Raw genomic sequence first — 26,062 nt, forward strand, 5'->3', positions numbered from 1 at the left:
GCATTCCCTCCGCAAACTGTGCTAGGAATGAGGGCGTGCGACGCTTCGAATTCGCGGTGGACCGCAGGCACGCTCACGCGGTCAACGAAGTCTTCGCCGACCTTCGCCGCCTTCGCCTCCTGGCGATCGCCGCCGCGGTCGTCGCGGCGACCGGGACGGCGTTGTTGATCTGGTTGAACCACCCCTGGGCATATCTGCTCGCGATCGCCTTCGCGCTCGGCGCGGTGACGGCGCTGTGGGTCGCCCTGTGGACGCCGTGGCATTCCAGTATCGACAAGCTCTACGCCGACGGTGAGTTGATCCCCGCGGTGATCTCCGAGGCCCGGCCCTCCGGCGTGGTGCTGCTCGCCCTGGTCGACGTGTCCACTCCGGACGCGAGCGACCCGCGTTTCGCCTTGGTGACCCGCAAGGTCCGCGCCCTTCCTGGCCACGAGGCCAAGGCGGGGGAGCGCGTGCCATCGGTCGCGGTGCGCACCGACCGGGCGCCACGCCAGGTGGGCGAGCGCTGGCAGTCGGTGAGCGCCATGCCGATCGCCTGGGGCACCACCGACGACACCGTCATCGCCCGCGCCCGCGCCGCGATCAGCGAGGCGGAGTGGCGGCTGCTCACCGACAATCTCGCGCTCGCCGAGAAAGTGCGCCGCTCCGCGGCGAAACGCCTGCTGCTCGACCCGCACCAGCTACCGGGCGAACTGGGCTCCTGATCCGGCTGCGAAACGTACGCTTTCGCCGGCACGCGGGCGCATACACTCGAAACATGGTCCCAGCGTCCGATCTGCTGGCATTCGTCGCCGCCGCTTTCGTCATCATCGTCGTGCCGGGGCCCGGCGTGCTGTTCACCATCGGTCGCGCGCTCACGCTCGGGCGGCGCGCGGCGTTGCTCTCCGTGCTCGGGCACGCCGCGGGCGTCTACGTCGCCTTGGTCCTGGTCGCCATCGGGCTGGGAACCTTGCTCTCGGCGTCGGCGCTGGCGCTCACCGTGGTCAAGTTCGCGGGCGCGTTGTATCTGATGTACCTGGGAATCCAGGCGATTCGGCAGCGCTCGGCGTTGCGCACGGCGCTGGGCGCCACGATCGAACCGGCGCCCCACGCGCGCGTGCTGCGCCAGAGCGCGATCGTCGGGCTCACGAACCCCAAGGCGATCGTCTTCTTCTCCGCGGTCCTGCCGCACTTCGCCGATCCGGCGGCGGGCTCGCTGTCGTGGCAGTTCCTGCTGCTCGGCACCGTCTTCCTGGCTATCGCACTGGTGTCCGACAGTGCCTGGGCGCTGCTGGCCGCCTCGGCGAGGTCCTGGTTCGCCAAGTCGCCGCGCAGGCTGGAGGCGGTCGGCGGCGCGGGCGGGGTGATGATCTTCGGTGTCGGCGCGTCGGTGGCGCTGACCGGAAGTGGCGACTGAAGCCGTTACCATCCAGCGAAGTCGGTGCGCCGGTATCGGCAAGAGGCGGGGTGGAGAGGGGTTGGTCGTTCGTATGAAGTTGTCCGGCCGGATGTGCGCCGCCGTCGCGTGCGTATTCGTCGCGGCGCCTTGGGTGCCCGCGCACGCGGACCCGCCCCCGGACCCGCTGGTCGGCGCGCCGGGCCTGGGCGATCCGTACTATCCGCTCGACGGCAACGGCGGCTACGACGTCCACCACTACGACGTCGGTATCGACTACGACCCGCCGAGCCGTGCACTGACCGGCACCGCCACCGTCACCGCGCTCGCCACCCAGGCCCTGCGCGTGTTCAACCTCGATTTCGCGGGGCCGGAGGTGCGCATGGTGTCGGTGAACGGGCAGCCCGCCGGTTTCGAGCGCAACGGCGAGCACGAGTTGACCGTGACGCCGCTGCTCCCGCTGCTGCCCGGCTTGACGTTCACCGTCACCGTCGACTACGCGGGCCCCGCGGCGAACACCGAGGGCGAAGGGTGGACCTTCGCGCGCAGCGGCGGCGCGTTCGTCGCCGGGGAGCCGCACTCGGCGACCAGCTGGTATCCGCTCAACGACACCCCATTGGACAAGGCCACCTTCACCCTGACCGCCACCGTTCCCGCGGAGTGGGAGGTGGTCTCCAACGGCGTGCGGACCGAGAACGCGGTGCACGGCGACAAGCGGACGGTGCGCTGGGTCAACGCCCAGCCGGTGCTCGGCTACCTGACCACCGTCGCGATCGACAAGTTCGACTACCTCGAGCAGCGCAGGACCAACGGCACTCCGCTGGTCAGCGCGTTCGCGCCGAATACGCAGGATCGCCATCGTGAACTCGAGCTTCGCCTGCCGGAGATCCTCGACTTCTCCGAAAAGCTCTACGGGCCCTACCCGTTCGATGCGGCGGGTGGCATCTACTTCGACGCCGACATCACCTTCTCGCTGGAGACCCAGACCCGCCCGCTCTACGCGCCGAGGACCGATCTGCAGACCGTCGTGCACGAGATCGCGCACCAGTGGTGGGGCGACTGGGTGTCGGTGCGTCAGTGGTCGGACATCTGCCTGAACGAGTGCTTCGCCAGCTATACCGCCGACTACCTGTGGCCGGAGCGGGTAGAGGGCAAGAACGTCGACGACGACTACCGCGAGACCATCCGGGAATATCACGACAACGAGAGGTTCTGGAACATCCCGCTGGAGAACCCCGGCGCCGGGCGGGAGTTCACCTCCGTCTACTACCGCGGCCCGCTGTTCCTGCACGCGCTGCGCAGGCAGATCGGCGACGAGGTGTTCTTCACCGCCGTTCGGGACTTCCTCGCCGCGCACGCCTACGGCAACGCCTCGATTCCGGAGTTCCGCGCCTTCGTGCAGTCCCGATCGCCCATGGACCTGACCGGTTTCTTCCACGCGTGGCTGAACACCACCGCGCCGCCGCCGCAGGAATACTTGTTCCCGGGCGCTCTGCTCAGCTGATCCGTCCGTCCTCCGCGCGCTGCCGGGCCTTCGCGACCCTGCGTTCGGCCCGCTCCAGCTGCCGTCGCGCGGCGCGGAGTTCGTCCTCGGCCGACCGCTCGGCCGACTTGCGGAACTGCCGCTGCTGTTCGGCGTGCTCGAGCTCGTCGCGCAACGCGGCGATGCGTTCCTCGACCGAGGACAGTTCACCGGCGGCGTCCTCGAGGGCGGAGCGGGCCGATTCCTCCGTGGCGCGGGCGTTTTCGAGCGCGTCCTGGGCGTCCGCCAGTTCACGGCGTGCGCTGTCGTCCTGTTTCGGCCGCGCTGCCGCTCGCCCCGGTCGGGCGGCCGGTTCGGGGACCGGGACCAGATCGGGTCCGCTCGGCCCGAAGCCTTCGTAGCTCGCGGCCGTGACGAGCGTTCCCGCGCGCAGCCGCTCGGCCACCTCCGGCTCGGCGAGCGCCGCGGTCAACGTCTGGCCGACCTCCCGGACGACACCCTCGCCGACCGGATGCCCGTGCCCGGCGGCGAGCGCGCCCGCCTTCGCGGCGAGCGCGTTGACCAGTTGCTGTCGCTGCGCGGTCAGGTCACGCAACTCGTCGGCCGAGAGGTTGCGCTGAGCGGCGGCCAGGGCGGCGCCGAGGCGCAGCAAGGCCGCCACGTCGTCCGGCGCCGCCCGGGACAGCAGGTTCGCCGTCCACCCGGTCAGGGTGGGTTTGCGCAGCTTGCCGATGGCGGCCGCGAGCCGCTTGTCGCCCGCCTGCTTCGCCGCGGCCGCCCGGTCGGTGCGCGCGGCGACGAACTGCGCGGGCGGCAGCCCGTACAGGTCGCGCGCGACGTCCTCGAGCGTCATACTGCCCAAGCGTAACGACCCGGTCTCGGGCGACGACACACTCCGCATACCGGACAAGGGTCCAGTTGCATCGAATACGCGAAAGGCGTTGCTAGTGAATTACTCTGCGTTCCTGCTGCTCGGCCGTCTGCTTCCCAGCATCCTCGGATACGCGCTCATGGGGCTCTACGGCACGCACAGCATCTAGCGCGCTGCTCGAGGTCCCGCGGTGAGCTGATGCGGCCGTCCTGGTCGTGCGGGTATTCTCACCGCGTTCACGAGCCCGTGAACGTGTTCGGTGAGAGAGGTTTTCAGGTGAAGTTTCCAGGAGCGAGGCTGCTGGCACGGGTCGTGCTCGCCCTCGTCGCGGTGGCCGCCGTGGTGGTCACGGTGACCGGCTGTTCGTTGATCGGCGACGCGAGCAAGTCGGACACCGCCAAGGCCGGGGTCGGTGACTGCATCAACGTCATCGAGGGCTCCGCGGTCGATTCCAAGACCGAGCCGGTCGACTGCTCGTCGGACAAGGCCGTCTACAAGGTGGCGCAGTCCTACGACAAGAAGACCGACTGCGCTGCCGACTACACCTCCTACGAGGAGACCCTGGGCGGCGGCACCACCGCGTTCCTGTGCCTGGCGCCGAACTTCAAGGAAGGCAGCTGCTACAACGAGAGCAGCACGACCGGATACAAGCACGTCGACTGCGCGTCCTCGGACGCCACCTTCAAGGTGCTGAAGCGGATCGACGGCAAGGCCGACGAACTGCTCTGCGGCGAGGACGCCGACAGCTTCCGGCTCATCGAAACGGACCCCAAGGTCACCTTCTGCACGAGCAAGCCCTGACACCGATCATTCGAGCAGGGCGACCGACGCGATCCGGTGCAGTGTGAAGTGCCGGACCGCGCCGGTGACCGGGTCCAGCGCGTCCAGCTGCCCGTTGCCCACCTTCAACGGTTCCACCACCCGCTGCGTGGCGACCCCTTGGGCGTCGACGTAGCCGATGTTCACCGACCGCCGCACCCGCGCCGCGAGCTGGAGCAGGGCGAGGGTGGCGGCGGTGTTGGTCCGCGTGCCGTCCGGGCGCACCGCGTGACTCGAGCGGGCGCTGGCGGCGCGTTCGCCCGCGCGCAGCTCGGTGACGAGCGATTCCAGCTGTTCGGTGCTGGGCGGTGTCGGCCGATACGGCTGCCGCGCGGCGGGCCGCACCGAGATCCGGGCGCCCCGCGGGCGCAGATCCACGATCGCACCGGCCGAGTCCTCGCCCGCGGGCGCGAAACCCGCCGCGCGCAGCTGCTCGAGCAGTTCGCCCAACGGCGCCTGGGCGATGGCGACGGTCGGCGCGATGGATCGCAGTGCCAGCGTGCGCGCCACCGGCGCGGACAGCACCTGGGCCAGCAGCGCCGGGTCGTCGCTGCGGATGAACGACTGCGCCATGCCTGCGCGCAACTGACCGTGCCGCCGGGCCACGTCATCGATCAGATAGGTCAGTGCCTGCGGGATCGGTGTCCGGGAATGCTCGGCGAACAAGGCGTGCAGTTCGGCCGCCGTCAACCCGGCGTCCAGAGCGCGCCGCACCGAGGACTCGCCGATCCGGTACACCGTCGCCGCGCCCGCGGATTCGACATCGGCGACCAGGGCGACGCGGTGTTGTAGATCGGTGGTCAGCGGCCCGGGCGCGATCACCGTCAGATCCGCCTGCACCAGCACGTGATCCACCGGCTCCGGCAGCGCCGCCTCCATCTCCGCCTCGGCGTCGGCCACGCTGGTCGGCGCCGCGTGCAGCAGCGCCCGCGCCGCCGAGCCGAGCGCGCCGCGGCCGACGAAACCCAGCGCCGCCGCCTCGGCCAGGGTCTGCTCGACCACCTCCGGCCGGAAGTTCCTGCGCCTGCGCGGCTGTTGCCAAGCCAGCATCCGGCCGATATCCGCAGGGGTCAGTGCCGTGCCGGACGGGTACTCCGCGAGCAGGGCGAGGATCGCGCGCCGATCGCGCGGCGCGTTCGGCGTGCGCAGCTCCAGCGACAGCGCCGCGAGCGGCTTGTCGTTGGCGTCGCGCATGCCGATCATCCACGGCATGCGATCCAGATCCAGCCAGGTCAGTCCCAGCGCGGCCCAGCGCCGCGCGGGCGGCGATTCCAGCCAGGCGTCCACCAGCGGCGTCGGCGCCCAGAAGTCGTCGGTCGTATCGAAGTCGGGTGGAGGGTCCGGCAAACCCTTCTCGATCAGTTTCGCGGCCGCCAGCAGTTCGACCAGCAAACCCGCTCTCGGCTCGTCGACACCGGCCTGCTTGGCGATGCGGCGCAGCTCCCGCACGCCCAGGCCGCCCGCGCGCAAGGCGGGAGCGGGAACTCGGCCGAGCACGTCCAGCACAGCGGCGCAGTGCCGGAGCAACTCGCCGACCTCACCCGCCGCGACCGCGTTCACGTCGGCGGGCGTGTGTTTGGCGGGCTCCGGGTGCGGCGATGTCAGCGCGTGCGGGTGGGTGACCGGTTCTCGGCGCAGCACCTGGCCGACGGTGACCGGAAGTTCGACGGTCTCGTCATCGATCCAGTGCAGCAGCCTGCGCGCCAGCAGCCGCTGGATCGGCCGGTCGGCCGGAGTGCCGGGTGCGGCGTCCCTGGTGCGGCCGCGCGGCCCCGTCGCGGCCAGTTTGTCCAGCAGCGCCCGCTCGGCGGGTGCGAGTTCGGGAAGCGCGGCGACCACCTCGGGTTCGGTGAGGGCGTCGGGGATCTCGGTCGCGGTGCCGATCGGCCACGGCAACGCCTCGGCGGCCGCCGGGATCAGATGAAGCCCCTGCTCGGCGTCGAGCCAGACCAGCGCGCGAGCGGTCAGCCGCTCCAGCGCTTCGTCGATCGCGGCGGCCGATACCCGTTCGCTCAATTGCACATGCAGTTCGGCGCGCTGGAGCGGACCGCTGTCGGGATGCGTGGTGCCGTGTACGGCAAGGGTTTCCACGAGGGCGAATTCGAGGGTGTTCAAGTCCTCCGTGGCGCGCAGCACCGACGCGCGCTGTTCGGTGCGGGCGGCGAGCACGGCCATGGAGGAAGGCAGCGGCACGGCCAGGTCGGGCCGAAGCTGCAGCAGCGTCACGAGCTGGGCATCACTGCGGGCACCGAGCCATCCGGCAAGGGAGTCGGTCGCGGTCATCCGATCCAGCCTACGATGCTGGGCGATCGCCCGCCGGGGTCAGGCGGTGTGGGCCGCGGCGCATCCGCGCGGAGCGGTCGTGCCAAAATGGGTCCGTGGTGAACAAATCGAAGAAATCCTATGTCGACAACGGCTGGCCGAAGGTCGCCGACGGTGACCACGCGGTCACCGAGCTCTCTTCGGCCCGCTCCGGTGGCCTCTCGCCCTACGGCGAGGACACCGAGTTCCCGGTCCCCGCTGAGCAGTTGCCCTACATGCACCCGAACACGGTGATCAACCGCTGAGCGCGCGACCGGAACGTTCTCGGCTACGAAGAAGGGCCCCGCATCCTTGATGATGCGGGGCCCTTCTTGACGATGTGTGGCGATCAGGAGGGCAGCAGGCCCTTGTTCGCCTCGTAGAAGTTCACGATCGCGGGGTCGAGGGTGGCTCCGCTGGACTTGGCTGCGTTGAAGAAGTCGAGAGCTTCCTTGGGCACCTGGACGCCCTGGCTCTGCACCACCTCGAGGGCCCGGTCGACGGCCGAGAAGATCTGCTGCGAGCTGTCCGCCGGCGCGGCCTGTGCGGCCTGCGGCGCGGGGTTCCAGCGCGGGGTCTCGGCGGGGGCGGGCGCGGAGCGCTGTGAGGGCGCGCTGCTCAGGCCCAGCTTGGACGAGCAGGAGGGCCAAGCGCCCCAGCCCTGCGAGGCGAGCACCTTCTCGGCGACCGCGATCTGCTGCTCGCGGCTGGCCTGGTTGGCCGAGGCGGCGTACTCCTGGCCACCGTGGGCGCGCCAGGTGCTGGGCGAGAACTGCAGCCCGCCCTGGAAACCGTTGCCCGTGTTGATGCCCCAGTTGCCGCCGGCCTCGCACTGAGCGAGTCGATCCCAGTCGGAGTCGGGTGCCGCGCTGGCGTTGCCTGCGAGAGCCACACCGGCGGTGCCGATGATGGCGCCGGTGACGGCAACCTTGGCTACCGTGCGGCCGGTCGAGCTTGGCTTGCGATGGCGTCCACTCATATCGGGTTCGTCTTCCTCTCGACGCACCTGCGACGTCTTCGGTTCTGGTTCGGACTGAGAGGTCGTCCGTTCCGCCCTCGCCCCTACGTTTCCGTCGGGGGTTCCGGTACCCGCGGGGCGAGGCTCGGTGCGGCGGGCCGGTGGTCGCCGGGGTGTCCCGGCTGGATAAGACCGTACGACGAACCGCGGGAAAAATCACTATTTGGTAACCGGCGTGTACCAACGGGTCTCGACGCGGTATCGGATGGGTACGGCGGCTTCGCGCAGCTAGGAGTGGCCGCGACCGCATGCGGCGCGCGTCGCCAACCGCCCGTGACCTACTCGTAATGTGACGAGGATCACACGTCCGAATGGGTAACGATGGATCGGGTAACCGGTTTACGCCGGATCGGAGGCGTGGTCTCCGGTTCTACCGGGACCTGCGCCCCGAGCGCAGCGCGAACACGACCGCGAGCACGAACCCCAGCGGCGCGAGCATCGCCCCGAAGTAGAGCCACAGCCCGGGCTCGCCGTCGGTCAGCAACGGGATCGCGAAGATGACGACGATCGCCAGCAATCCCAGCGCGAACAGGGCGAGCGCGAGTCGCAGCAACCAGTCGCCGCGCCGCCGAGGGGCGCTGCCGGGCGGGGTCGGAGTGGATGGGTTCGTCACGGTTCGACGGTAAAACTGATGTGCTTGCGTTATTCGCACCGGGGTAGACTCGATGGCAATCGCGTCCTGCAATCGTGCTGGGCGCGTTCTTTTCGCACAGGAGGGCCGGTCGCGGGATCGGCCCGGTAGACAAATGTGCTCGGGCCGTAGGGGTCCGAGTTTCGATGACGAACGGGTGAGCGCAGTGCCGACCGGCAGGGTGAAGTGGTACGACGTCGAAAAGGGCTTCGGCTTCCTTTCCCAGGACGAGGGTGAGGACGTCTACGTCCGCTCGTCCGCGCTGCCCCAGGGTGTCGAGGGCCTCAAGCCCGGCCAGCGCGTCGAGTTCGGCATGGCCGCGGGCCGTCGCGGCCCCCAGGCGCTGAGTCTCAAGCTGCTCGAGGCGCCGCCGTCGGTCCGGCAGGGCCAGGAACGCAACGCGCGCAAGGAGCCTGCCGCGCGCAATCACACGCCGGACGAGTTGCACGGCATGGTCGAGGACATGATCACCTTGCTCGAGGCGAAGGTGCAGCCGGACCTGCGCAAGGGCAAGTACCCGGATCGCAAGACGGCGCAACGCATCTCGGAGGTCGTCCGCGCGGTCGCGCGCGAACTGGACCGGTAGTCCGCGCCGCTGCGCGACGCGCTGTGTCCGGCTCGACGCGAGCCGACCGGACGCGGACGCGCAGCGGCGGATCACCCACCGGGCAGTTTCCCGGGCGACGAGGGTGTCGACGAGATCGTCGATCTGCTCGGCCAATTCGGCCGCGCCGCCGTTGTGGGCGAGGTTGCGCGACTCGAGCGGGACCGTCACCGACCTGGCAGCAGGTCGTCAGCCGGTTCGTGACGAGGCTCGGCTCCTACCCGCTGGTGTATCGAGTCCTCGCGGGTCACGAACCCGGGTTGCTCGTCCGGCTGGTCGACGGCGTTGTGCCGCATCGCATTCGGCACGTGCTCGAGGCGTCGCCGCGCGCCGGTCAGTAGTCCGGGGACATCGCCGCGGATCTCGACCCGCGCGACACCGCCATCGCGCTGGAGGCCGTCTGCACCGCGGTCATCATCACCGTGGTGCAAGTCGGCGGCAGCGGTTCCTCCGAACGCATCGATGCCGTCGCACGCTTGGTGCGCACCGCGCTCACGGGAAGCGTCCGACATGAGGGTATTGCGGCCGCCCACCTGAACGGGGCACGCGCCGGTGATCGCTACGCCACGGGCGAACCGCCGTCGGTAGTGGACGGTGGCCGATCGTCGAAATCGGCGCCCGGCATCGCCGCTACGCCGTGCTGATCGACCAGGTGGCGTGCGGCACGTAGAACTCCCGGCCGGTTTCGTCGCGGGCGAGGATCGGCAACTGGAACTCGACGCCGATGAGGCGCAGATCTGGTTCCGGCTTGGAATCGATGGTCAGGGCCAGTGCGCGATCGGGGTAGTCGTTGCGGCTGATCACCTGGTCCACCTTCTCGCCGTTGGGCAGGAGATAGACCAGCTGGGCGAGCCAGGGCGCGTCGGCGACCTTCTTCGGGAGCGACAGCTGCAACGGGTAACCGGCGGGCACTTCCAGCTCGGCGGTGCGGCCGCGGTGGCAGTCCGGCGTATCGGGGGCGCAGTTCAGCGTCGTGAACACCGTGCCGGGCACGTTGTCCTCGGGCAGGATGCGGCAGTCCCGCATGGTCACCGCGCAGTAGCTGAACGGCCGCACGGTGACCGTCTTGCCGTGCGCGTATGCGGTGAGGGTGACGTCGGGTTCGTCGGCGTTGCGCACCAGCACCGCCAGAACGCCCGCGAAGGCGACGGTGAGCACGAGCAGGGCGGCCGCGACCAGCGCGGCGATCGTGCGTGCGTTGAGCTTGCTCACCAGATCGGGTCTCCTTGCCCTCGTTGAAAGCGTGTCGTGTCATCGCCGCGCGGAGCGGGACCCTGCGCGCGAGGTGCGCTCGCCGGGTATCCGTGCGGCCGGGACGGCACCTCTTGCTCCGCGTGCTGGGGACGGTTGCCACCGAGGCCGGGCAGTAGTGAGTGGCCGCGGAAGCTGAGGAAAGTCTGCACCAAGCCCAGCACGAGTATCGCGGTGACCACCGCGAAGCCCTTCCAGTATTCCGTCGGCAGCAGCACCCCGGCCGCGCCGCCGATGACCCAGCTCAGCTGCAGCACGGTCTCCGACCGCCCGAAACCCGAGGCGATCGACTCCGGCGGCAGATCGTCCTGGATGGAGGCGTCCAGCGACACCTTCGCCAGCGCGCTCGTCGCGGACGCCACCAGGGCGGCGGCCGTCGCGCCGAGCAGATTGTTCGTGAACGTCGCGAACAGCGCCACCAGCGCGCACGCCGCCGTGCAGCCGAGCACGATCAGCGCGGGTCTGCCGAGTTTGAGCCGGGCGCCCGTGGCATTGCCCGTGAAATTGCCGATGGCCGCGGCCGCGCCGACCGTGCCGAGCATGAGGGCCTGCTGCACCGGCCGGTGCTCGGTCGCCTTGGCGACGAACGCGACGTAGAAGGTGAGGAACCCGGTCAGCACGCGGATGGCGCCGTTGCCCCAGAGCCCGGTCACCACGGAGCGGCCGAGCGGCTGCCTGCGTTTGCGTGGCGGAACCGGCGACTCGTTGCCCGAGGAGAGCACCTCGGTGTGCGCGTCGGCGCCGTGATAGCTCAACGTCGCGGGCACCTCGCCCTCGGTGACCTCGACCCAGGACGGGATGCGCAGGCTCAGATACGTTCCCGCGCAGGCGATCAGCGCGGCGAAGACCAGAGCGCCGTTCGAGCCCGCGATCGCCGCGATCAGCCCGGCCAGCGCTCCGGCGCCCAAGGTGCCGCCGACCAGCCCGAACACCGTGAGACGGGAGTTGGTGCGGACCAGATCGATATCCGGTGGCAGGACCCGGGGCGTGACCGCGCTCTTGAGCACGGAGAACGATTTGCTGCCGATCATCATGCACAGCGCGAGCGGATACAGCGCCCAGCTGTCGAACTGGAAGATCAGCACCACCGCGACCACCGTGCGCACCGCGAACGAAGTTGCCAGCGCCAGGCGGCGACCGCGTTGCAGCCGATCGAGCATCGGGCCGATCAGCGGGGCGATCACCGCGAACGGCGCGATGGTGATCAGCAGGTACAGCGCGACGTTCGTCTTGCTCTCCGCGGTGGCGCTGGCGAAGAACAAGGTGTTGGCCAGGGCCACGGCGATGGCGGCGTCCAGGGCGAAGTTCGCCATGGTCGCGTAGGTGAGCGCTGTCAGACCCGACTTGTCCGCGCCGTCGGCCTTGGCCGCGCGCTGGAAGGTCGCGATGCCCTTCTCGGTGAGTTCCCTGCCGCGCATGGCGGCCACCCGCGTGACCGTGAGTTTGCGCGGCATTCGTCGCGTCCCGGAGGGAGCCGGGCTTTCGGGGGGCTCGACCGGATCCTGGCCTGCGGTCGCGGGGTAGTCGGGTTCGGCCGGGCCCGGTGGTTCGGTGTGACGATGCCGCTCGGGGCGGCGCGGGAAGACGCGGCGGGGCGCGCGCTCGGAGGCCGTCGGTTGCTCGGGGTCACTTCCGAGCGGGAGGGGTTTGGTGCGCGGCGGTTGCGCGGGGCGGGGCGCCTCACGGCGCGGATTCGGCTGGTCGTGCCGCTCGGAAGCCCGTCCGGGCCGCAGCGGCGGCAGCGGCCCGCGCCGTCTCGGCGGGTCGGGCGGCGGGTACCGGTCGAAACCGGGATGCCGATCGAACAGTGGGGACTCCTCGCCTTCCCACCGATCACGGTCGGGACCGGAAGGTTCGCGGGGAGTAGTCACGACTCCAATTCTGGCGTACTTCCGTGCTGGACGTTCACGCGCGCTCCGAGGCGGCGGCGGAAAGTGACCATCGTCGCGGACGCGCGAACGCGCTCAGGCGGGTGCGAAGCGGACCTCGAACATGGTGGGCCAGTTCTTGCCCGTGATCAGGAACCGGTCGGTGCCGGGCAGTTGGGCGATGCCGTTGAGGGCGTCGGCTTCGGCCCGCTCGGTCGCGGGAAGGAGACCGGCAGCGTCGGCGGTCCCGAGCACCGCGCCGGAGTCCGGGTCGATGCGCAGAATCGTGTCGGTGGGCCAGTCGTTGGCATAGACCGACCCGTCCGCCGCGCACTCGAGTTCGTTGAGGCGCGCGCCGTTGTGGCTGGTCAGTTCGATCGAGCCGGTCGGTGCGAAGGTTTCCGGATCACGGAAGGTGAGCCGGTCGGTGCCGTCGCTCATGATCAGCCGTCCGGCCCCGGCGCACAGCCCCCAGCCCTCGCCGTCGTAGCTCACCCGGCCGCGCTCGGCGAGCGTGGCCGGGTCCCGGGCGATGGCCACGCCGTCATGCCAGGTGAGCTGCCAGAGTGTCGCGCCGGCGAGGGTGATGCCCTCGCCGAAGTACGGGGCGGGCAACTCGGTCCTGGCCAGTTCCGCGCCGGTCGCCAGCCGGGACGCGCGCACACTCGACGCGCCCACCAGGCCGGTGCCCTCGTAGAGGATGTCGCCATCGATCTCCAGGCCTTGGGTGAACGCCTTCGGATCGTGCGGCCGGGTGCCGAGTACCTCGATGTTCATCCTGGGTGTCGACTCGTCGGCGGGGCCGCATCCACCCGCGACCAGCAGACCGACCAGCACACCGATGGCCAACGCACGCCGATTGCGCTTCATACGGCAAAATGTAGGCCGTGAGCGCAGTTTCTGTTTCGGAGTCCGGCGTGCGGCCGATTCTTGCCGATGCCGTCGACTTGGCCCGCCGTGCGCTCCTGGAGTTGGAGCCATCGGGTGTGGGCGCGCATCTCGGCGTGATCGCCGAGGACGAGAGCGCGGCGACCCACCGTTTCGCGGCCACGTTGCCCGGCTATCGCGGGTGGCAGTGGGCGGTCGTGGTGGCCGCCCCGCCCGGCGCGGGCCACGCGACGGTCAGCGAGTCGGCGCTGCTGCCCGGGCCCGAAGCCCTGGTCGCGCCCGAGTTCGTGCCCTGGGAGCAGCGAGTTCGCCCCGGGGACCTCGCGCCGGGCGACCTGCTCGCCCCGCCAGCGGGCGATCCGCGCCTGGTGCCGGGCTATGTCGCGACCGGCGATCCGGTGGTCGACGAAGTGGCCTACGAAATCGGTCTCGGCCGCACCAAGGTGCTGAGCAGGGAAGGACGCGAAGAGGCCGCCGAGCGCTGGTACGCCGAGCACGGTCCCGACACGGAGATGGCCAAGGCCGCGCCCGCCACCTGCGGCAGCTGCGGCTTCTATCTGCCACTGGCCGGGGCGCTGCGCGCCGCGTTCGGTGTCTGCGGCAACGTCATGGGCGCGGACGGGCAGGTCGTCCACGTGGCCTACGGCTGCGGCGCGCACTCGGATACCGAGATCCCCACCGGCGGCGGCTCCCCGCTCTACGAGGCGTACGACGACGCGGCCATCGAGTTGATCTCGCTCGAGACGGAAAGCTCTCGCACTCAACAGGATTCGGCCAAGACGGCATCCACGCGCGGCGAGCGGCGCCGTGCGGCTGCCGAGCGGGCAGAGAAGGCGACGGAGATCACCGAGGGCCGTACGGACTCGGGAACAGCCGAGGTCGCCGCACCCGCCCGGGGTACTGCGGTTGCCGGGGAGGCCGAAGTCGCCGAAGGTGCAGCGGTGGTAGGGGACGCTGCGGACGTCGAGAACGTGGGAGTCTCCCAGGGCTCTGCGGACATCGAGACCGCTCCTGTCGCCGGGGAATCCGCGGTAATCGAGGTTGCGGGGGCCGCTGCGGTCGGGGAGGACGCCGAGGGAATTGCGGTCGCTGAGGGCGTTGCGGGCGGGGAGGACGCCGAGGGCGTTGTAGTCGCGGAGGTCGCGGAGGACGTTGCGGGCGCTGCGGTCGCCGAGGGCGTTGTGGTCGCGGAGGACGCCGAGCGCGTTGCGGTTGCGGAGGGCGCTGAGGCCGCTGCGATCAGTGAGACGCCTGGGGTTGCCGAGAATGCCGTAGACGCCCAGGACGCTGCCCTCGCGCAGGACGCCACCGAGGTCCCCACCGAGCACGGCGTCGCGGAAGGACCTGCGGCTCTCGAGAGTGACAAGAACACCGCTGTAGCGGAGGAAAGCGCCACCGTCGAGGCTCCGAGTGCGCCCCCCGCCCAGCCCACCGACACGACGGCGGCTGTGACCGGGGCCGAAGTCGGCGCCGGCGCGGTCGGCGACATAGATCCCACCGATTCGAGCGTTCGGTCCTCGGTGCGTGCGACGCCCGGCGCCGACGGCATCGCCGAGCCGCCGACCGCTCACGGCACCACGCCGGCCGCTGATGCGGGTCCGGTGGGCGCCGCCGAGAACGAGTCGGACGCGGCTAGGGGTGACATCGACACCAGCCGGGCTCTCGGCACCGGCGATGAGGCGGACAGCGCTGCTGCTGCCGATGAAAGTGGTTCGGACAGCGTTTCCGCCGACGCGCCCAGCCGCCCGGAGTCCAGCGCTGCGGACGTGCCGGTCGCCGAGCAGGACAGCGGCGCGAGCACCGAGGACGCGCCGGAGGCCGGGGCACGGCCGGAGATCCAGTCATCGCCGCGCAACTGAGCGAGGCCGCCGATCCGTTCGGCACTTCGGCGCTGCGCGCGGCCGTGCTGGCCGCCTGGCGTGATTCGCCGACGCGGTTGCGGGAGGACGCGGCCACCGAGAGCGACTTGGTGCGCGCGGGCTACCGCGACCGGTTGCTGACCGAGTTGGCGCAGAACGCCGCCGACGCCGCGCGCAAGGCGGGCGTGGCAGGCGCCGTCGTCGTCCGGCTCGACGGTCGTGACCTCCACATCGGCAATACCGGTGCGCCGCTGGACGTCTCCGGTGTGCACGCGCTCACCGCTCTGCGCGCCTCGGGGAAACACGGCGACGGTTCGGTCGGCCGGTTCGGCGTCGGTTTCACCGCGGTACTCGCGGTGAGCGAGGACATCGAGCTCCGGTCTTCCTCCGGATCGCTGCGGTTCTCCCGCACCGAGACCCGGGAAGCTCTGAAAGACAACGAGATCCGGACACCCGCCGTCGAAGCGGGTGAATTCGATCCTCCGGTACTGCGGTTGGCCTGGCCGACCGAGGCGCGACCGGCGGCTGGTCTCGACACCGAGGTGGTGCTGCGGCTGCGCGCGGACGTCGACGCCGACGCGCTGCTGGCCGCCATGCGCGCCGAAGCCGTCGATCTGCTCCTGGAACTGCCCGCCCTGCACCGCATCCACGTCGGCGCGGACGAATTCGTCAGCAGTGCCGAGGACATGGGTGACGGCATGCACGAGGTCTACGTCGACGGCCCGGGCAGCGAGCAGCGAACCTGGTGGCAGTACCGCACCCCACGCGCTCGCTGGCTGCTGCCGGTGCGCGACGGCAGGCCGGTGGCGGCCACCCCCGATGTGCTGCGGGCGCCGACCAGGTCCGACGAGGAACTGTCGCTGCCCGCGCTGCTCGTCGCCGACATTCCGATGCAGCCGGATCGCCGCAGGTTGCTCCCCGGCGCCCGGCTCGCCGATTTGGCTCGTGGCTACGCCGATTTCGCTCGCGCCCTGCCACCACGCGACCGGCTCGTGCTCGTCCCCACGCCTGGTTTCGCCCGCAGCGAGGCCGATGGTCTGCTGCGCGAAGCGCTCCTGCGCGAATTGCAAACGCGGCCATGGCTGCCCGTAGTCGTCAGCCACCGGCGCACACACGAAGGCCTCGTCGACGCCGAGCCGCTCGCCGCGGACCTCCAGCCCCGCACCGCGGGCTACGCCGGATCGAACACCCTCGCTTCGCACGAAGCGGACGACATACTGCCGCATGAACAATCGCCCGCGGCCGACCCAGAAGCACGGGGCACACTCGACGGTGCGGGGCAGCATGCGTCGATCGACTCGTCAGACCTGCTCAGCACCGAGCCGCGCGGTATCCGGACTGCCGGGGCGGCTGATGTGCCCGGCGATGGTCCGCATACGGCGATGGAGTCGTCGGATCTGCCGAGCACCTGGACGGCCGAAGACCGGACCGCCGGACCGAGCGGCACTTCGGTGTCAGGCGAACCGATTCCGTTCGACATCACCCGGTCGCCGTCGGCCACCGGAGTGGCGCACCCACAGGACGTGGCCATCCCCACTCGCGCCCACGTCTTCACCGGTCTGACTCCGGAATTGGCCGCCCTGCTCGATGAGGTGGCCGGTCCGCTGGTGATCCCGGACCTCTCCGGGCGGACGCACGCCGAGGCCATGGGTGCGCTGGACGTGCACCGGCTCGGGTTGGCGCGGCTCGCGGAATTGTCCGGGGGCCTGGAGCGGCCGCCGAGCTGGTGGCGGCAGTTCTATGCCGCACTGGAGCCGTTCGTGGTGGATCTCCTCGCGGCGGAGGAACTGGGCGCGCTGGCGGTGCCGCTGGCCGACGGCAGGCTCGTCACCGGACCGCGCACCGTGGTGCTGGACGATCAGCTCGAGGTCGCGATCCCGGTGCACTGGGCCAGGCTGGCGCATCCCGAGGCCGCGCATCCCCTGCTGGCTCGGCTGGGCGCGCGGTCGGCCACCGCCGAGGATCTCCTGACCGACCCGGGCTTGCGCGCCGAGTTGGAGGATCACCCGGACGACCCCGACACCGCCGATGCCATCCTGCGTCTGGCCGCCCACGCGGCTCCGGAGGCACTGCCGTCCTGGCTGGGGCTGCTCGAACTGCCCGACACCGAGGGTGAAGCGCGACCGGCCGACGAACTGCTGCTGCCCGGCGCGCCGCTGCGCGATCTGCTCGTGCCCGACGCGCCGTTCGGCACGGTGGACCCGGAACTGGTCGAGCGCTACGGCGCGGACGCGTTGCGCGCCATCGGCGTCGGCTGGGATTTCGGTGTGATCACCGAGGCCGATCCCACCGGTCCGGACCACGATCTGGACGACGAGGAACACTGGTGGTCCACGCTGCCGGACGATCCGCCGGAGCTGGTCGCCGTGCGCGACCTCGACCTGGTCGACGATGCCGCCTGGTCGGAAGCGTTGCGGCAGTTGGCCGCCGCGCCCCGCACCCGTCGCCTGCTGGCCGACGCCGACGGCTACACCGCATGGTGGCTGCGCAGATACGCGCGGATCGACAGCACTCCGCTGGGACTGTTCCGTCATCCCGCCGACACCGAGTTCGACGGGCTGTTACCGGCATTCGCCGTCGCAGGCGTCGATCCGGACGCTTGCCGCGCGATCCTCGCCGACCCGGAGACGATCACCGACGAGCTGGCCGCCGCGCTGTTGGAGGCGCTCGCGGACCCATCGAGAACGCCATCGCCGGAGGTGGTTTCGCGCACGCACGCTCGTCTGGCGGCTGCCGTCGCCGCGGGCTTGCTCGATCTCACCGACCTGCGACCACCCGACCGGGTGCGCGCGCTCACCGGCGCCGTGGTCGATCCGGCGGACACGTTCGTCCTCGATCGCGCGTGGTTCGGATTGGCGGTACCGCCGGACCGGTTGGTGGCGGGCGAGACCGAAACCGCCTCGGCCCTGGCGGCTCTGCTCGACCTGCCGCTGGTGTCCGAGGCCGTTACCGCCGAGGTGGCCGATACCGGCCGCCGCACGAGTTGGGCGGCGGAGCCGCTGGGCGTCGTGCTGCGGCAGCTGTTCGCGTTGCCCCCGCAAGCGGGCGAGCTGGTCGTGCACCACGAATTGACGGTGCGGCTGAGCGGCGCGATCGAGGCCACGGTCGCGGTGCCCTGGTGGCAGACCGGCTCGGCCGTGCACGTCCGCGCGCCGCATCCGCGCGGCTGAGCGGGCGGCTACTGGGCGGCGTTCTCGGTGAGCATCTCGCTCAGCAGATCGAGCTGTGCGCGCACGCTCTCGCTGTCGTTGTCCACCAGCCAGCGCAGTACCACGCCGTCGATGACGTTGAGCGTGAACCGGCTCAGCGTCTGCACCGGGACCGACCAGCGCGTGCCGGTCGCGTCGCGCGCGTGCTCGAGGATGTCGGCGACCGTGGAGTCGTTGAAGTTGTACTGCTCGCGCGCGATCGCGAGTTTCGCCGGGGTTTGCTCGCCTTCGCGCAACGCGTAAGTGGTTGTTTCGTAAGTGAGCAGCTGCCGTTCCGGAGTGGCTTCAATGTTGAGCCACATGAGTTCCAGTCCCGCGCGGATCAATTTTTGAAGGGCTTCTTTTCCACTTCCGACGTCCTGCCATACCGTTTCGTTTGCGTCGACAGAATCGCGTAATTCCATCGACAACGCTTTGACCAGCTCGGTCATCAGCGCGTCCTTGTTTTCGAAACAGTAATGCACCACACCGAGCGAGACACCGGCCGCCTGAGCGACATCGCGGGTGGTCACGCCCGCAACGCCCTTTTTCTCGGCAAGGCCGATCGCGGCCTCGATAAGGTGGGCCCGTCGTTCTTCGACGCTCAATCGGGAGGACACCCAAGGGAGTTAAGCGCCCAGCGCCCGCGCAGTCAATTCACGGGCCGGAAAAATTTTGACTGGACGAGTGACCAGTTGTGTGGTTCGCTGCATCGGGACAGAAGGGAGACGGGTATGCCGGTGTCGCGTAGAACTGTTCTGGCTCGGACCGCGATCGGGTCGGCCACGCTCGCGGCCGCGACGGTGCCCGGGATGACCGACGCGCTCGCCGCTCCGGCGGCCGCAGCGCCGGAATCCGGCGGTTACGAGATCGGCGTCGGACTCTCCGACATCACCGGCCCGGCCGCCGAATGCGGGATGATGGGCTACTCCCAGCTCGAACAGCAGACCGCGGGCATCCACCTGCGCCCCCGGGCGCGGGCATTCGTCATCGGCAGCGCGGGGCGGCGGATCGTCTTCGTGGTCGCCGAGAACGGGATGATCTTCCAGTCCGTGCACCGCGGCGTGCTCACCGAATTGGCCCGGCGCTTCGGCGATCTGTACACCGAGCAGAACGTGCTGCTCACCTCGACGCATTCGCACGCGACGTGTGGCGGCTCCAGCAACGACTACGCCTACAACCTGTCCATCCTCGGTTTCCAGCAGCAGGTGTACGACGCCGAGGTGAACGGGATCGTCGAGGCGATCGCCGCCGCGCACGCCGATCTCGGGCCCGGCCGGCTCGCGCTCGGCCGTGCCGAACTGCGCAACGCGAGCGTGAACCGCTCGCGGGTGGCTTGGGAGCTCAATCCGCCTGCGGACAAACAACATTTCCCGGACGCCATCGACCCCGCCGTGACCACCCTCGTCCTGCGCAAGGGCGGGCGGATGGCGGGCGCGATCACCTGGTTCGCCACCCACAACACGTCGATGACCAACGCGAACCGGCTGATCAGCTCGGACAACAAGGGCTACGCCTCGTTCTCCGCCGAGCACATCGAGCACGGTGTGCGCTATCTGGACGGCGAGCCCGCGTTCGTCGCCGCCTTCGCGCAGACCAACGCCGGTGACATGTCCCCGAACCTGAATCTGCGCCAGGGCTCCGGGCCGACCGAGGACGAATTCGAGAACACCCGCATCCTGGGTGAGCGGCAGTACGCGGCGTCGAAAGACGCGGCGGCGCGGGCGCGGCAGATCTCCGGCCCGGTGGACGGGATGCTCTGCTACATCGATCTGGCGGACATCGCCGTGGACGGCCGTTTCACACCGGACGGCTTGCCGCGGCGCACCGCACCGGCCGCGGCGGGTGTCTCGCTGATCGCGGGCAGCGTCGAGGACGGTCCGGGCCTGCCCGGCGGCCCGATTCCGGAGGGTGTGCGCAATCCGTTTCTCGAGGCGCTCGGCGATCCCGCTCGGCCCGCGCCGGCCTGGCTGGCGGACGCGCAGGCGCCGAAAGCGATCGCGGTGCCGCTCGGCCTGCTGCCTCCGGTGGCCTGGGTGCCGAATGTGCTGCCGATCCAGCTCGTTCGCATCGGTGAGCTCTATTTGGCCGCCGCGGGAGGCGAATTCACCATCACGTCGGGTTTGCGTATCCGCCGCGCTGTCGCCGCGGCGCTGAACGTCCCGCTGGAGCAGGTGCTCATGCAGGGATACGCGAACGCCTACCACGAATACGTCACCACGCCCGAGGAATACGACTCCCAGCAGTACGAGGGCGCCTCGACGCTGTTCGGCCGCTACACCCTGTGCGCCTATCAGCAGGAGTTCACCCGGCTGGCCACGGCATTCGCCGCCCGCACGCCGGTGCCGCGCGGTCCGGCGCCGCGCGATGTGTCCCATCTGCAACCGAACTTCCAGCCGGGCGCCGGTCCGGACGCCGCCGTGCCGGGGCGCGGGTTCGGTGACGTACTGGTGCAGCCGAATCCGTCCTACGGCCCCGGCGACCGAGTGGTGGCCGAATTCGTCTCGGCGCACCCGAAGCACGACAACCGCCGCAACGGGACGTTCCTGGAAGTGCAGCGCAGGAATGCGTCCGGCGAGTGGGTACGAGTGGCCAACGAGGGCGAGTGGGCGGTGCGATACCACTGGAGCAAGCGCGGTCTCGCCGAGTCGATAGCCCGATTCACCTGGGACATCCCCCTCGATGCCGAGCCGGGACGTCATCGCTTCCGGCACTACGCGACCCGTCTCGATCCCGGTGGCGCGCTCTATCCGATCACCGGCACGACCGACGAATTCGAGATCGGCCGACCGTAAGCCGATCGGCTACAAACCGGTCTGCGCGCCTTTGTCCCCGCGCCGCGCGCCGCGCCGCTGAACCAGATAGATGACGAGCGCGATCAGTCCGACCACCAGCCCCATCAGGCAGACCGGCCGGGCCGGGGCCCACCGGTCGCCGCCCGCCCACACCACCACGGTGGCGATCAGCCACAACGCGCTGCCGACCGCGAGCACGGGGCGCGGATCGGTGAGGCGCGGTGGGAGTTGCGGGACTTTCTGCGTCACGAGCTCAGCCTAATCGGCCCGGTTGGAGGAGCTCCGCCGACCGCGCGGCGACGAGTGGTCCGCCAGTGGCCGGAAGCCGCGACCGGCCGCCCCCGGTCCCGTATCGTTTGCCACTGTGACAACGCCATCGGATGTCAGAGCCCTTGCTGGTGAGCTCTCGCTGGCGGTCGTTCGACTGACGCGACACCTGCGCGGCCGTCGTGCCGACTCGCAGATCTCGCTGACGCAACTCTCCGCGCTCGCCACCCTCGCGCGCGAGGGGGCGATGACGCCGGGCGCGCTCGCCGCGAAGGAACGCGTGCAGCCCCCCTCGATGACCCGCGTGATCGCCTCGCTCACCGACCTCGATCTGGTGGAACGCAACCCGCATCCCACCGATGGCCGTCAGATCATCGTCTCGCTGTCCCCGGCGGGCCGCGCGCTCATCGCCGATGAAGCCAGCGCGCGTGAGGCGTGGATGACCGAGCAGCTGTCGACGCTCACCGAGGAGCAGCTCGTCGTGCTGACCCGGGCGGTGGCGATCATGAAGCAGATCGTCGCGGAGTCCGAGTAGCGCAACGGAATTCATCGACTCGCCGCCGATGGCGGCCCGGATCAACGGTTGGTGCGGACGAGCCGGAGAATGATCCCGCCGCCCCACCACAGCAGGCCGCCCGCGATGGTCAGGCAGAGGACGAAGGCCGGATAGACCAGGACGCCGTAGTCGTCGGCCCATCGGGGCAGATGGGTGAGGCGAGCGCCCGCGCCGATGAGCAGCAGCAGCCCCAGGGTCACCGCGATCGGCGCGAGCGGGGCGGTCTCCGAGTCGGGCCTGCGGGCGGTGCGGTCGGTCATGGTGGAGCCCTCCTGTGCGGTCGGCTCGGCACCCGCTCGGGGCGCGATGGGCACTGGAAAAGATCAGTTACCTTCTAGCTAACATTCGCACGGAGATGTGATTTCGTTAACACTCTGTGATGCAGATCACACAACTGTCGCGGGGTAACAGGGTCGGCGCGGCTACCGTTCCCCGAACGGGCGGTCGCTGTCCACGATCTCCCGGCCCAGCGGGAACAGCGAAATCGGGATGAATTTCAGGTTGGCCCAGCCGAACGGGATACCGATGATCGAGACGAACAGCGGGATGCTGGTGAGCAGGTGCCCCAGCGCCAGCCACCAGCCCGCGACGATGAACCAGATGATGTTGCCGATCAGTGAGCCCGCGCCCGCACCCGGCTTCTCCACAGTGGTCCGCCCGAACGGCCACAGCACGTAGGCGGCGATCCGGAACGACGCGATGCCGAAGGGAATCGTGATGATCAGGATGAAGCAGATGATGCCGGCCAGGATGTAGCCCAGCGCCAGCCAGAACCCGGCGAAGACCAGCCACAGGATGTTGAGAACCAGCTGAATCGGCTTCATGAGACCAGCATGCCAGCCCGCGGCGCCTGTGCGGTGCGGGTCGTCAGAAGAACCAGCCGAGCATCGCGTCGCGTTCCGCGCGGAAGGCGTCGTCGAGTGCGCGGATGTGGGCGGAATCTTTGGCCCGCAACCGGTTCGCCGCCGCGAACACCCGCGCGGGATACGCGCCCAGATACATGCTGCCGAGCACGTCGATGCCGAGTTCGAGATCGGCCGCGCGATCGGTCGGTTCGCATTCCGCCTGCCCGTTCCGCACGCGCAGCGCGAACGTGCCGCCCGCGTTCCGGAACGGGTCGGTCACCGCGAGCGTCACATCCAGGTCGTCCGCGTAGCCGCGCGCCGTCAACGCCGCAGGGACGTCCATCAGGCGGAGCCACAGTCCGTCGTAGCGGGCGGTGGTGCGCACCAGCCGTGGATCGGTCAGCAGATAGGGCAGCGGGTCGTGGTCGGTGAGCACGGCATCCACCCGTCGTACCAGATCGAGGCCCAGCAGGGCCCGCCACAGAGCCGCGTGCGCTTCGGCGGTGACCGTCCGCAGTTCGACTACTTCCACCGTCCGCGCCCTGCCGTCAGCGTGGTACCGGTAGAGCGCGTAGCCGTCGGCGTGCTGGAGTCCGAACAGCGTGCTGCCGCCCTCGCGATAACGCTCGGGATCGTCGAACACGAGGTCCCAGGCCGCCGCCGGGCGCACTTGTGCGCCGGGCACCAGCCTGCGCCAGCGGTCGTAGATCGCTTCCGCGGCCGCGCGCAGGTCGGCAGGCGGCCGCAGCGTGACACCGCCGGGATCGGGCGTCGACGGAAGGAACGCCGCGAACCGGCGGTCGATGCCGACCGCGTTCTCCCGCGTCGCGGTGCCGTAGCCGAACCGGCCGTAGATGCCGCCTTCGCTCGCCGTGAACATGGTCAGTGGCAGGCCTGCCGCCTCGACGCGCCGGTGCTGCTCGGTGTACATGGCGCGCAGGATGCCGCGCCGCCGGTGCGTCGGCGCCACGCCGACGCCCGAGATGCCGCACACCCGCACGGTCCGCTCGCCGGGCACCGTCACCGTCATGGTGGTGGACTGCGTGACCCCGACGACCTCCCCTGCCTCGACCGCCAAGATCGAGTTCTCCACCGGGAACAGCAGCGGTGTCCCGCGCATCTCGGCCGGGTCGTAGCGGGTGCCGAACGAGGTCTCGACCAGCGTCGTGATCGCGGGCGCGTCGTCCGCGGTGGCCGACCGAACCGTGATTCCCGGGGAGGTCATGCCTCGACGATCCCACGTACGGGCAACCGCACGCACCGGATTATCCGTGGCTCGCGACCGCCGGGCGAACACCGATTCGGCCCGTGCCGCGGCCGCCCGGCAGGATGGAGCGGTGGCCGAAGTGATCGATATCGATGACCCCGCGGATTCCAGGGTCGACGACTTCCGTGATCTCAAGTCGGCCGACCGCAGGCCCGATCTGCCCGGGCGCAAGGGGCTGGTGATCGCCGAGGGCGTCGTGGTGGTCCAGCGGATGCTCGATTCGCGCTTCGCGCCCACCGCGCTGCTCGGCGTGGAGCGCAGGCGAGTCGAACTCGCCGACGATCTGACGGCCGTCGACGTGCCGTACTACCGCGCGACGGCCGAGGTGATGGCCGAGGTGGTCGGGTTCCACCTCAACCGCGGCGTGCTGGCCGTCGCCCGCCGCCCTGCCGAGCTCGGCATGGACGAGGTGCTCGAGAAGGCGCGCACCGTCGCGGTGCTCGAGGGCGTCAACGACCACGAGAACCTCGGCGCCATGTTCCGCAACGCGGCCGGACTGGGAGCCGACGCGATCCTGTTCGGCGACCGCTGTGCCGACCCGTTGTACCGCCGCGCCGTGCGGGTATCGATGGGGCATGTGCTGCGAGTTCCGTTCGCGTCCGTGCCGCAGTGGCCCGCCGGGCTGGATATACTGCGGCGCAAGGGATTCCAGATCATCGCTCTTACTCCCGATCCGTCGGCGGCGAATCTGGCGGCGGCGATGACGGGGGAGCGGGTGGCGCTGTTGCTCGGAGCCGAAGGACCGGGACTGACCGAGGAGGCCATGCGGGCCACCGACGTCCGCGCGCGCATTCCCATGACGCCCGGCACCGATTCGCTCAATGTCGCGACGGCGGCCGCGATGGCGTTATACGAGCGGGTGAGAACGGCGTGACCGGACCGTATCGCCCGTATCCGTCCTACCAGGACCCGACGCCCTGGGGTGCGGGGCTGACCGTGGCGGTGATGGTGGCGCTGCTGGCCGCGGTCGCGGTGTATTCGTTCGGGGCCGCGCTGGCCGAAGTGCACCCGTTGCTCGCGGTGGCGGTGAATCTGGTCGCGGTCGGCGGCGCCGCGCCCACCGCTTGGCGCTGGCGTTTCGCTCCGGTGACGCGGTGGGTGATCGGCGGCGGTGCGGCGGGTGTGCTGCTCGGATGGATCGTGCTGCTGCTCGGCGGCTAGCCGACGGGGTCGTGTCCGCGCAGCCAGCCGAACAGGCCGCGCCTGCGCGCCGGGTTGTGCGCCCCGCCATCGGCCCCGCTGTGCACCGGCGAATCGGGCACCGTGCCCTTGGCGTGCAGCGCGAACTTGCAGACGGGGATGTCGCCCGGCGCGAGCACGCCGGGCGCGGCCGGCTCGCGATAGTGGAACCCGAGCCATTCGTCGTTGGCCGCGTCGGCGAAGTCCGGCGGATCGAACGGCAGCGAATGCGGGTCGGGCAGTTCGCCCGCGCGCCGGCGCACCGGATGCTCGCCTGCCCAGTACGGCCGCTCCCACACCAGCGGAAGACCCTCGTCCTCCAGGATGCGCACCCGGGTCGAGCTGAACGACCTGCGGAATTCGCCGCGCTCCCAATGGGCGAACGCGCCCCAGCCGTGCTCGACGTCGAACGACACCAAGTAGGTGTGCTCCGAGGCAAGCGGGCGCACCAGCAACTCCGGGATCTCGGTCGGGTGGATGCGCGCGGACTGGGCCGAGCACAGCACCGTCACGCCGGGAAAGCAGCCGATGCACACCTCATCGGCGGCCGGGCCCGCGCAACCCGCGAGTGTGCCGACCATGACCGGCCGCACATCGCGGTCCTCGTGCAGTTGCTTCGCCAGTGCCAGTGCGGCCGCGGGATCCGGATTGTGGTTCGCGCGCAGTACCGTACGGGGATCGGGTGCGTCGACGTACCAGAGCGACCAAGCCTTGGATAGCATTCCGGCACCTCCCGATAGTCGCACGAATCAACTCCGCGAACTTCGAGCAACGCCCGGAGGCGCCGACCGGCGCACCGCTGCGGTGACCTGCCCGGCGCCGACGCACGTTGTCGACCACACCGAAAATTTACTCGCCCCGCACCGGTCGCGGTGCGGCTTCGCGCCGCGAACATCGGTTCGTGATCACAGTTTTCGCGAGCGCACGGGCGCTGCACGGAACTGTCCGGAACTCGAACACGCTCGCGCGTCCGGGATCGGTACTACCCGCAAGACCG

General features: G+C 70.2%; 25 protein-coding genes and 1 pseudogene. 12 read left to right on the forward strand and 14 right to left on the reverse strand.

Going from position 1 to position 26,062, the window contains the following annotated elements; genetic code table 11:
* The first annotated feature begins 35 nt into the window (after positions 1 to 35).
* The 3 genes from ABZ803_RS17490 (at position 36) to ABZ803_RS17500 (ending at position 2,879) form a co-directional block, all read left to right on the forward strand.
* Positions 36 to 704 carry a DUF3239 domain-containing protein gene (locus ABZ803_RS17490; protein WP_357038705.1) on the forward strand — a complete coding sequence of 223 codons (669 nt, stop codon included), beginning with the start codon at positions 36 to 38 and terminating at the stop codon, positions 702 to 704.
* A gap of 53 nt (positions 705 to 757) precedes the next feature.
* Entirely contained in the window at positions 758 to 1,396 is a 639-nt protein-coding gene (locus tag ABZ803_RS17495) for a LysE family translocator (protein ID WP_357038709.1), read from the forward strand.
* A gap of 73 nt (positions 1,397 to 1,469) precedes the next feature.
* Complete coding sequence (locus ABZ803_RS17500; protein ID WP_357038712.1) at positions 1,470 to 2,879, forward strand: M1 family metallopeptidase; 1,410 nt, start codon at positions 1,470 to 1,472, stop codon at positions 2,877 to 2,879.
* On the opposite strand, the gene ABZ803_RS17505 is transcribed toward ABZ803_RS17500, so the two are convergent.
* Entirely contained in the window at positions 2,872 to 3,711 is an 840-nt protein-coding gene (locus ABZ803_RS17505; RefSeq protein WP_357038715.1) for a hypothetical protein, read from the reverse strand. The two genes, ABZ803_RS17500 and ABZ803_RS17505, sit on opposite strands and share 8 nt — an antisense overlap.
* A 294-nt stretch (positions 3,712 to 4,005) precedes the next feature.
* On the opposite strand from ABZ803_RS17505, the gene ABZ803_RS17510 reads away from it, so the two are divergent.
* Positions 4,006 to 4,530 carry a hypothetical protein gene (locus ABZ803_RS17510; RefSeq protein WP_357038721.1) on the forward strand — a complete coding sequence of 175 codons (525 nt, stop codon included), beginning with the start codon at positions 4,006 to 4,008 and terminating at the stop codon, positions 4,528 to 4,530.
* Positions 4,531 to 4,536: 6 nt separating this feature from the next.
* Here ABZ803_RS17510 and ABZ803_RS17515 read toward each other — a convergent pair whose 3' ends face one another.
* On the reverse strand, positions 4,537 to 6,831 hold the full coding sequence (locus ABZ803_RS17515; RefSeq protein ID WP_357038724.1) for a helicase-associated domain-containing protein: 2,295 nt from the start codon (positions 6,829 to 6,831) through the stop codon (positions 4,537 to 4,539).
* Between the two features lie 95 nt (positions 6,832 to 6,926).
* Between ABZ803_RS17515 and ABZ803_RS17520 the strand changes: the two genes are divergently transcribed.
* Positions 6,927 to 7,115 (forward strand): hypothetical protein, encoded by a 189-nt coding sequence (locus ABZ803_RS17520; RefSeq protein ID WP_039795086.1) that lies wholly within the window; start codon positions 6,927 to 6,929, stop codon positions 7,113 to 7,115.
* Positions 7,116 to 7,198: 83 nt separating this feature from the next.
* On the opposite strand, the gene ABZ803_RS17525 is transcribed toward ABZ803_RS17520, so the two are convergent.
* Positions 7,199 to 7,828 carry a resuscitation-promoting factor Rpf1 domain-containing protein gene (locus ABZ803_RS17525; RefSeq protein WP_357038727.1) on the reverse strand — a complete coding sequence of 210 codons (630 nt, stop codon included), beginning with the start codon at positions 7,826 to 7,828 and terminating at the stop codon, positions 7,199 to 7,201.
* A gap of 409 nt (positions 7,829 to 8,237) precedes the next feature.
* Entirely contained in the window at positions 8,238 to 8,480 is a 243-nt protein-coding gene (locus ABZ803_RS17530; protein ID WP_357038730.1) for a hypothetical protein, read from the reverse strand.
* 184 nt (positions 8,481 to 8,664) lie between these two features.
* Between ABZ803_RS17530 and ABZ803_RS17535 the strand changes: the two genes are divergently transcribed.
* A complete protein-coding gene (locus tag ABZ803_RS17535; RefSeq protein WP_040864801.1) occupies positions 8,665 to 9,084 on the forward strand; it encodes a cold-shock protein in 420 nt (139 codons plus the stop codon).
* A gap of 352 nt (positions 9,085 to 9,436) precedes the next feature.
* Here the strand turns inward: ABZ803_RS17535 and ABZ803_RS17540 are convergent, their stop codons facing one another.
* From ABZ803_RS17540 to ABZ803_RS17555, 4 genes are all read right to left on the reverse strand, one after another.
* A complete protein-coding gene (locus tag ABZ803_RS17540) occupies positions 9,437 to 9,589 on the reverse strand; it encodes a hypothetical protein (protein WP_357038733.1) in 153 nt (50 codons plus the stop codon).
* Between the two features lie 143 nt (positions 9,590 to 9,732).
* Positions 9,733 to 10,314: a DUF2771 domain-containing protein gene (locus ABZ803_RS17545; protein WP_062968519.1), complete on the reverse strand. Its 582-nt coding sequence runs from the start codon at positions 10,312 to 10,314 to the stop codon at positions 9,733 to 9,735.
* The gene (locus ABZ803_RS17550; RefSeq protein WP_357038736.1) at positions 10,311 to 12,224 is read right to left on the reverse strand and encodes an MFS transporter; all 1,914 of its coding nucleotides are present in this window, start codon (positions 12,222 to 12,224) and stop codon (positions 10,311 to 10,313) included. Before ABZ803_RS17550 ends, ABZ803_RS17545 begins: the two co-directional genes overlap by 4 nt.
* 93 nt (positions 12,225 to 12,317) lie before the next feature.
* Positions 12,318 to 13,091: a glutaminyl-peptide cyclotransferase gene (locus ABZ803_RS17555; RefSeq protein ID WP_357038739.1), complete on the reverse strand. Its 774-nt coding sequence runs from the start codon at positions 13,089 to 13,091 to the stop codon at positions 12,318 to 12,320.
* Positions 13,092 to 13,138: 47 nt separating this feature from the next.
* Here ABZ803_RS17555 and ABZ803_RS17560 point away from each other — a divergent pair.
* Together ABZ803_RS17560 and ABZ803_RS17565 are read left to right on the forward strand one after the other, a co-directional pair.
* A pseudogene (locus ABZ803_RS17560) lies at positions 13,139 to 13,843 on the forward strand (DUF3027 domain-containing protein); the annotation flags it as partial.
* Positions 13,844 to 15,012: 1,169 nt separating this feature from the next.
* Positions 15,013 to 18,138 carry an ATP-binding protein gene (locus ABZ803_RS17565; RefSeq protein ID WP_357038742.1) on the forward strand — a complete coding sequence of 1,042 codons (3,126 nt, stop codon included), beginning with the start codon at positions 15,013 to 15,015 and terminating at the stop codon, positions 18,136 to 18,138.
* Positions 18,139 to 18,146: 8 nt separating this feature from the next.
* Here the strand turns inward: ABZ803_RS17565 and ABZ803_RS17570 are convergent, their stop codons facing one another.
* On the reverse strand, positions 18,147 to 18,764 hold the full coding sequence (locus ABZ803_RS17570) for a TetR/AcrR family transcriptional regulator (RefSeq protein ID WP_210749991.1): 618 nt from the start codon (positions 18,762 to 18,764) through the stop codon (positions 18,147 to 18,149).
* A gap of 126 nt (positions 18,765 to 18,890) precedes the next feature.
* On the opposite strand from ABZ803_RS17570, the gene ABZ803_RS17575 reads away from it, so the two are divergent.
* Positions 18,891 to 20,951, forward strand: a complete 2,061-nt coding sequence (locus tag ABZ803_RS17575) for a neutral/alkaline ceramidase (protein ID WP_357038745.1) — start codon at positions 18,891 to 18,893, stop codon at positions 20,949 to 20,951.
* 9 nt (positions 20,952 to 20,960) lie between these two features.
* Here the strand turns inward: ABZ803_RS17575 and ABZ803_RS17580 are convergent, their stop codons facing one another.
* Positions 20,961 to 21,200 (reverse strand): DUF2530 domain-containing protein, encoded by a 240-nt coding sequence (locus tag ABZ803_RS17580; protein ID WP_357038748.1) that lies wholly within the window; start codon positions 21,198 to 21,200, stop codon positions 20,961 to 20,963.
* A gap of 115 nt (positions 21,201 to 21,315) precedes the next feature.
* Between ABZ803_RS17580 and ABZ803_RS17585 the strand changes: the two genes are divergently transcribed.
* Positions 21,316 to 21,753 carry a MarR family transcriptional regulator gene (locus ABZ803_RS17585; protein ID WP_043686798.1) on the forward strand — a complete coding sequence of 146 codons (438 nt, stop codon included), beginning with the start codon at positions 21,316 to 21,318 and terminating at the stop codon, positions 21,751 to 21,753.
* Between the two features lie 41 nt (positions 21,754 to 21,794).
* On the opposite strand, the gene ABZ803_RS17590 is transcribed toward ABZ803_RS17585, so the two are convergent.
* The 3 genes from ABZ803_RS17590 to ABZ803_RS17600 all read right to left on the reverse strand — a co-directional run bounded on the left by ABZ803_RS17590 (position 21,795) and on the right by ABZ803_RS17600 (position 23,844).
* The gene (locus tag ABZ803_RS17590; protein WP_157113866.1) at positions 21,795 to 22,034 is read right to left on the reverse strand and encodes a hypothetical protein; all 240 of its coding nucleotides are present in this window, start codon (positions 22,032 to 22,034) and stop codon (positions 21,795 to 21,797) included.
* 162 nt (positions 22,035 to 22,196) lie between these two features.
* On the reverse strand, positions 22,197 to 22,598 hold the full coding sequence (locus ABZ803_RS17595) for a YccF domain-containing protein (protein ID WP_357038753.1): 402 nt from the start codon (positions 22,596 to 22,598) through the stop codon (positions 22,197 to 22,199).
* A 43-nt stretch (positions 22,599 to 22,641) separates the two neighbouring features.
* The gene (locus ABZ803_RS17600) at positions 22,642 to 23,844 is read right to left on the reverse strand and encodes a GNAT family N-acetyltransferase (protein WP_357038756.1); all 1,203 of its coding nucleotides are present in this window, start codon (positions 23,842 to 23,844) and stop codon (positions 22,642 to 22,644) included.
* Between the two features lie 112 nt (positions 23,845 to 23,956).
* Between ABZ803_RS17600 and ABZ803_RS17605 the strand changes: the two genes are divergently transcribed.
* Positions 23,957 to 24,760 carry an RNA methyltransferase gene (locus tag ABZ803_RS17605; RefSeq protein ID WP_357038759.1) on the forward strand — a complete coding sequence of 268 codons (804 nt, stop codon included), beginning with the start codon at positions 23,957 to 23,959 and terminating at the stop codon, positions 24,758 to 24,760.
* Positions 24,757 to 25,047 (forward strand): DUF2537 domain-containing protein, encoded by a 291-nt coding sequence (locus tag ABZ803_RS17610; protein WP_281218069.1) that lies wholly within the window; start codon positions 24,757 to 24,759, stop codon positions 25,045 to 25,047. Before ABZ803_RS17605 ends, ABZ803_RS17610 begins: the two co-directional genes overlap by 4 nt.
* Here the strand turns inward: ABZ803_RS17610 and ABZ803_RS17615 are convergent.
* A complete protein-coding gene (locus ABZ803_RS17615) occupies positions 25,044 to 25,787 on the reverse strand; it encodes a hypothetical protein (protein ID WP_357038763.1) in 744 nt (247 codons plus the stop codon). The two genes, ABZ803_RS17610 and ABZ803_RS17615, sit on opposite strands and share 4 nt — an antisense overlap.
* Positions 25,788 to 26,062 lie beyond the last annotated feature (275 nt).

This window comes from Nocardia sp. NPDC047648, assembly GCF_040642815.1.
In the GTDB taxonomy this organism is placed as follows: domain Bacteria; phylum Actinomycetota; class Actinomycetes; order Mycobacteriales; family Mycobacteriaceae; genus Nocardia; species Nocardia gamkensis.

Excerpts from the sequence above, each read along its gene's own strand:
- ABZ803_RS17590 (WP_157113866.1), bottom strand. The coding sequence starts at position 22,034 with ATGACCGACCGCACCGCCCGCAGGCCCGACTCGGAGACCGCCCCGCTC.
- ABZ803_RS17575 (WP_357038745.1), top strand. The coding sequence starts at position 18,891 with ATGCCGGTGTCGCGTAGAACTGTTCTGGCTCGGACCGCGATCGGGTCG.
- ABZ803_RS17505 (WP_357038715.1), bottom strand. The coding sequence starts at position 3,711 with ATGACGCTCGAGGACGTCGCGCGCGACCTGTACGGGCTGCCGCCCGCG.
- ABZ803_RS17515 (WP_357038724.1), bottom strand. The coding sequence starts at position 6,831 with ATGACCGCGACCGACTCCCTTGCCGGATGGCTCGGTGCCCGCAGTGAT.
- ABZ803_RS17495 (WP_357038709.1), top strand. The coding sequence starts at position 758 with ATGGTCCCAGCGTCCGATCTGCTGGCATTCGTCGCCGCCGCTTTCGTC.
- ABZ803_RS17600 (WP_357038756.1), bottom strand. The coding sequence starts at position 23,844 with ATGACCTCCCCGGGAATCACGGTTCGGTCGGCCACCGCGGACGACGCG.
- ABZ803_RS17615 (WP_357038763.1), bottom strand. The coding sequence starts at position 25,787 with ATGCTATCCAAGGCTTGGTCGCTCTGGTACGTCGACGCACCCGATCCC.
- ABZ803_RS17595 (WP_357038753.1), bottom strand. The coding sequence starts at position 22,598 with ATGAAGCCGATTCAGCTGGTTCTCAACATCCTGTGGCTGGTCTTCGCC.
- ABZ803_RS17555 (WP_357038739.1), bottom strand. The coding sequence starts at position 13,091 with ATGAAGCGCAATCGGCGTGCGTTGGCCATCGGTGTGCTGGTCGGTCTG.
- ABZ803_RS17525 (WP_357038727.1), bottom strand. The coding sequence starts at position 7,828 with ATGAGTGGACGCCATCGCAAGCCAAGCTCGACCGGCCGCACGGTAGCC.
- ABZ803_RS17500 (WP_357038712.1), top strand. The coding sequence starts at position 1,470 with ATGAAGTTGTCCGGCCGGATGTGCGCCGCCGTCGCGTGCGTATTCGTC.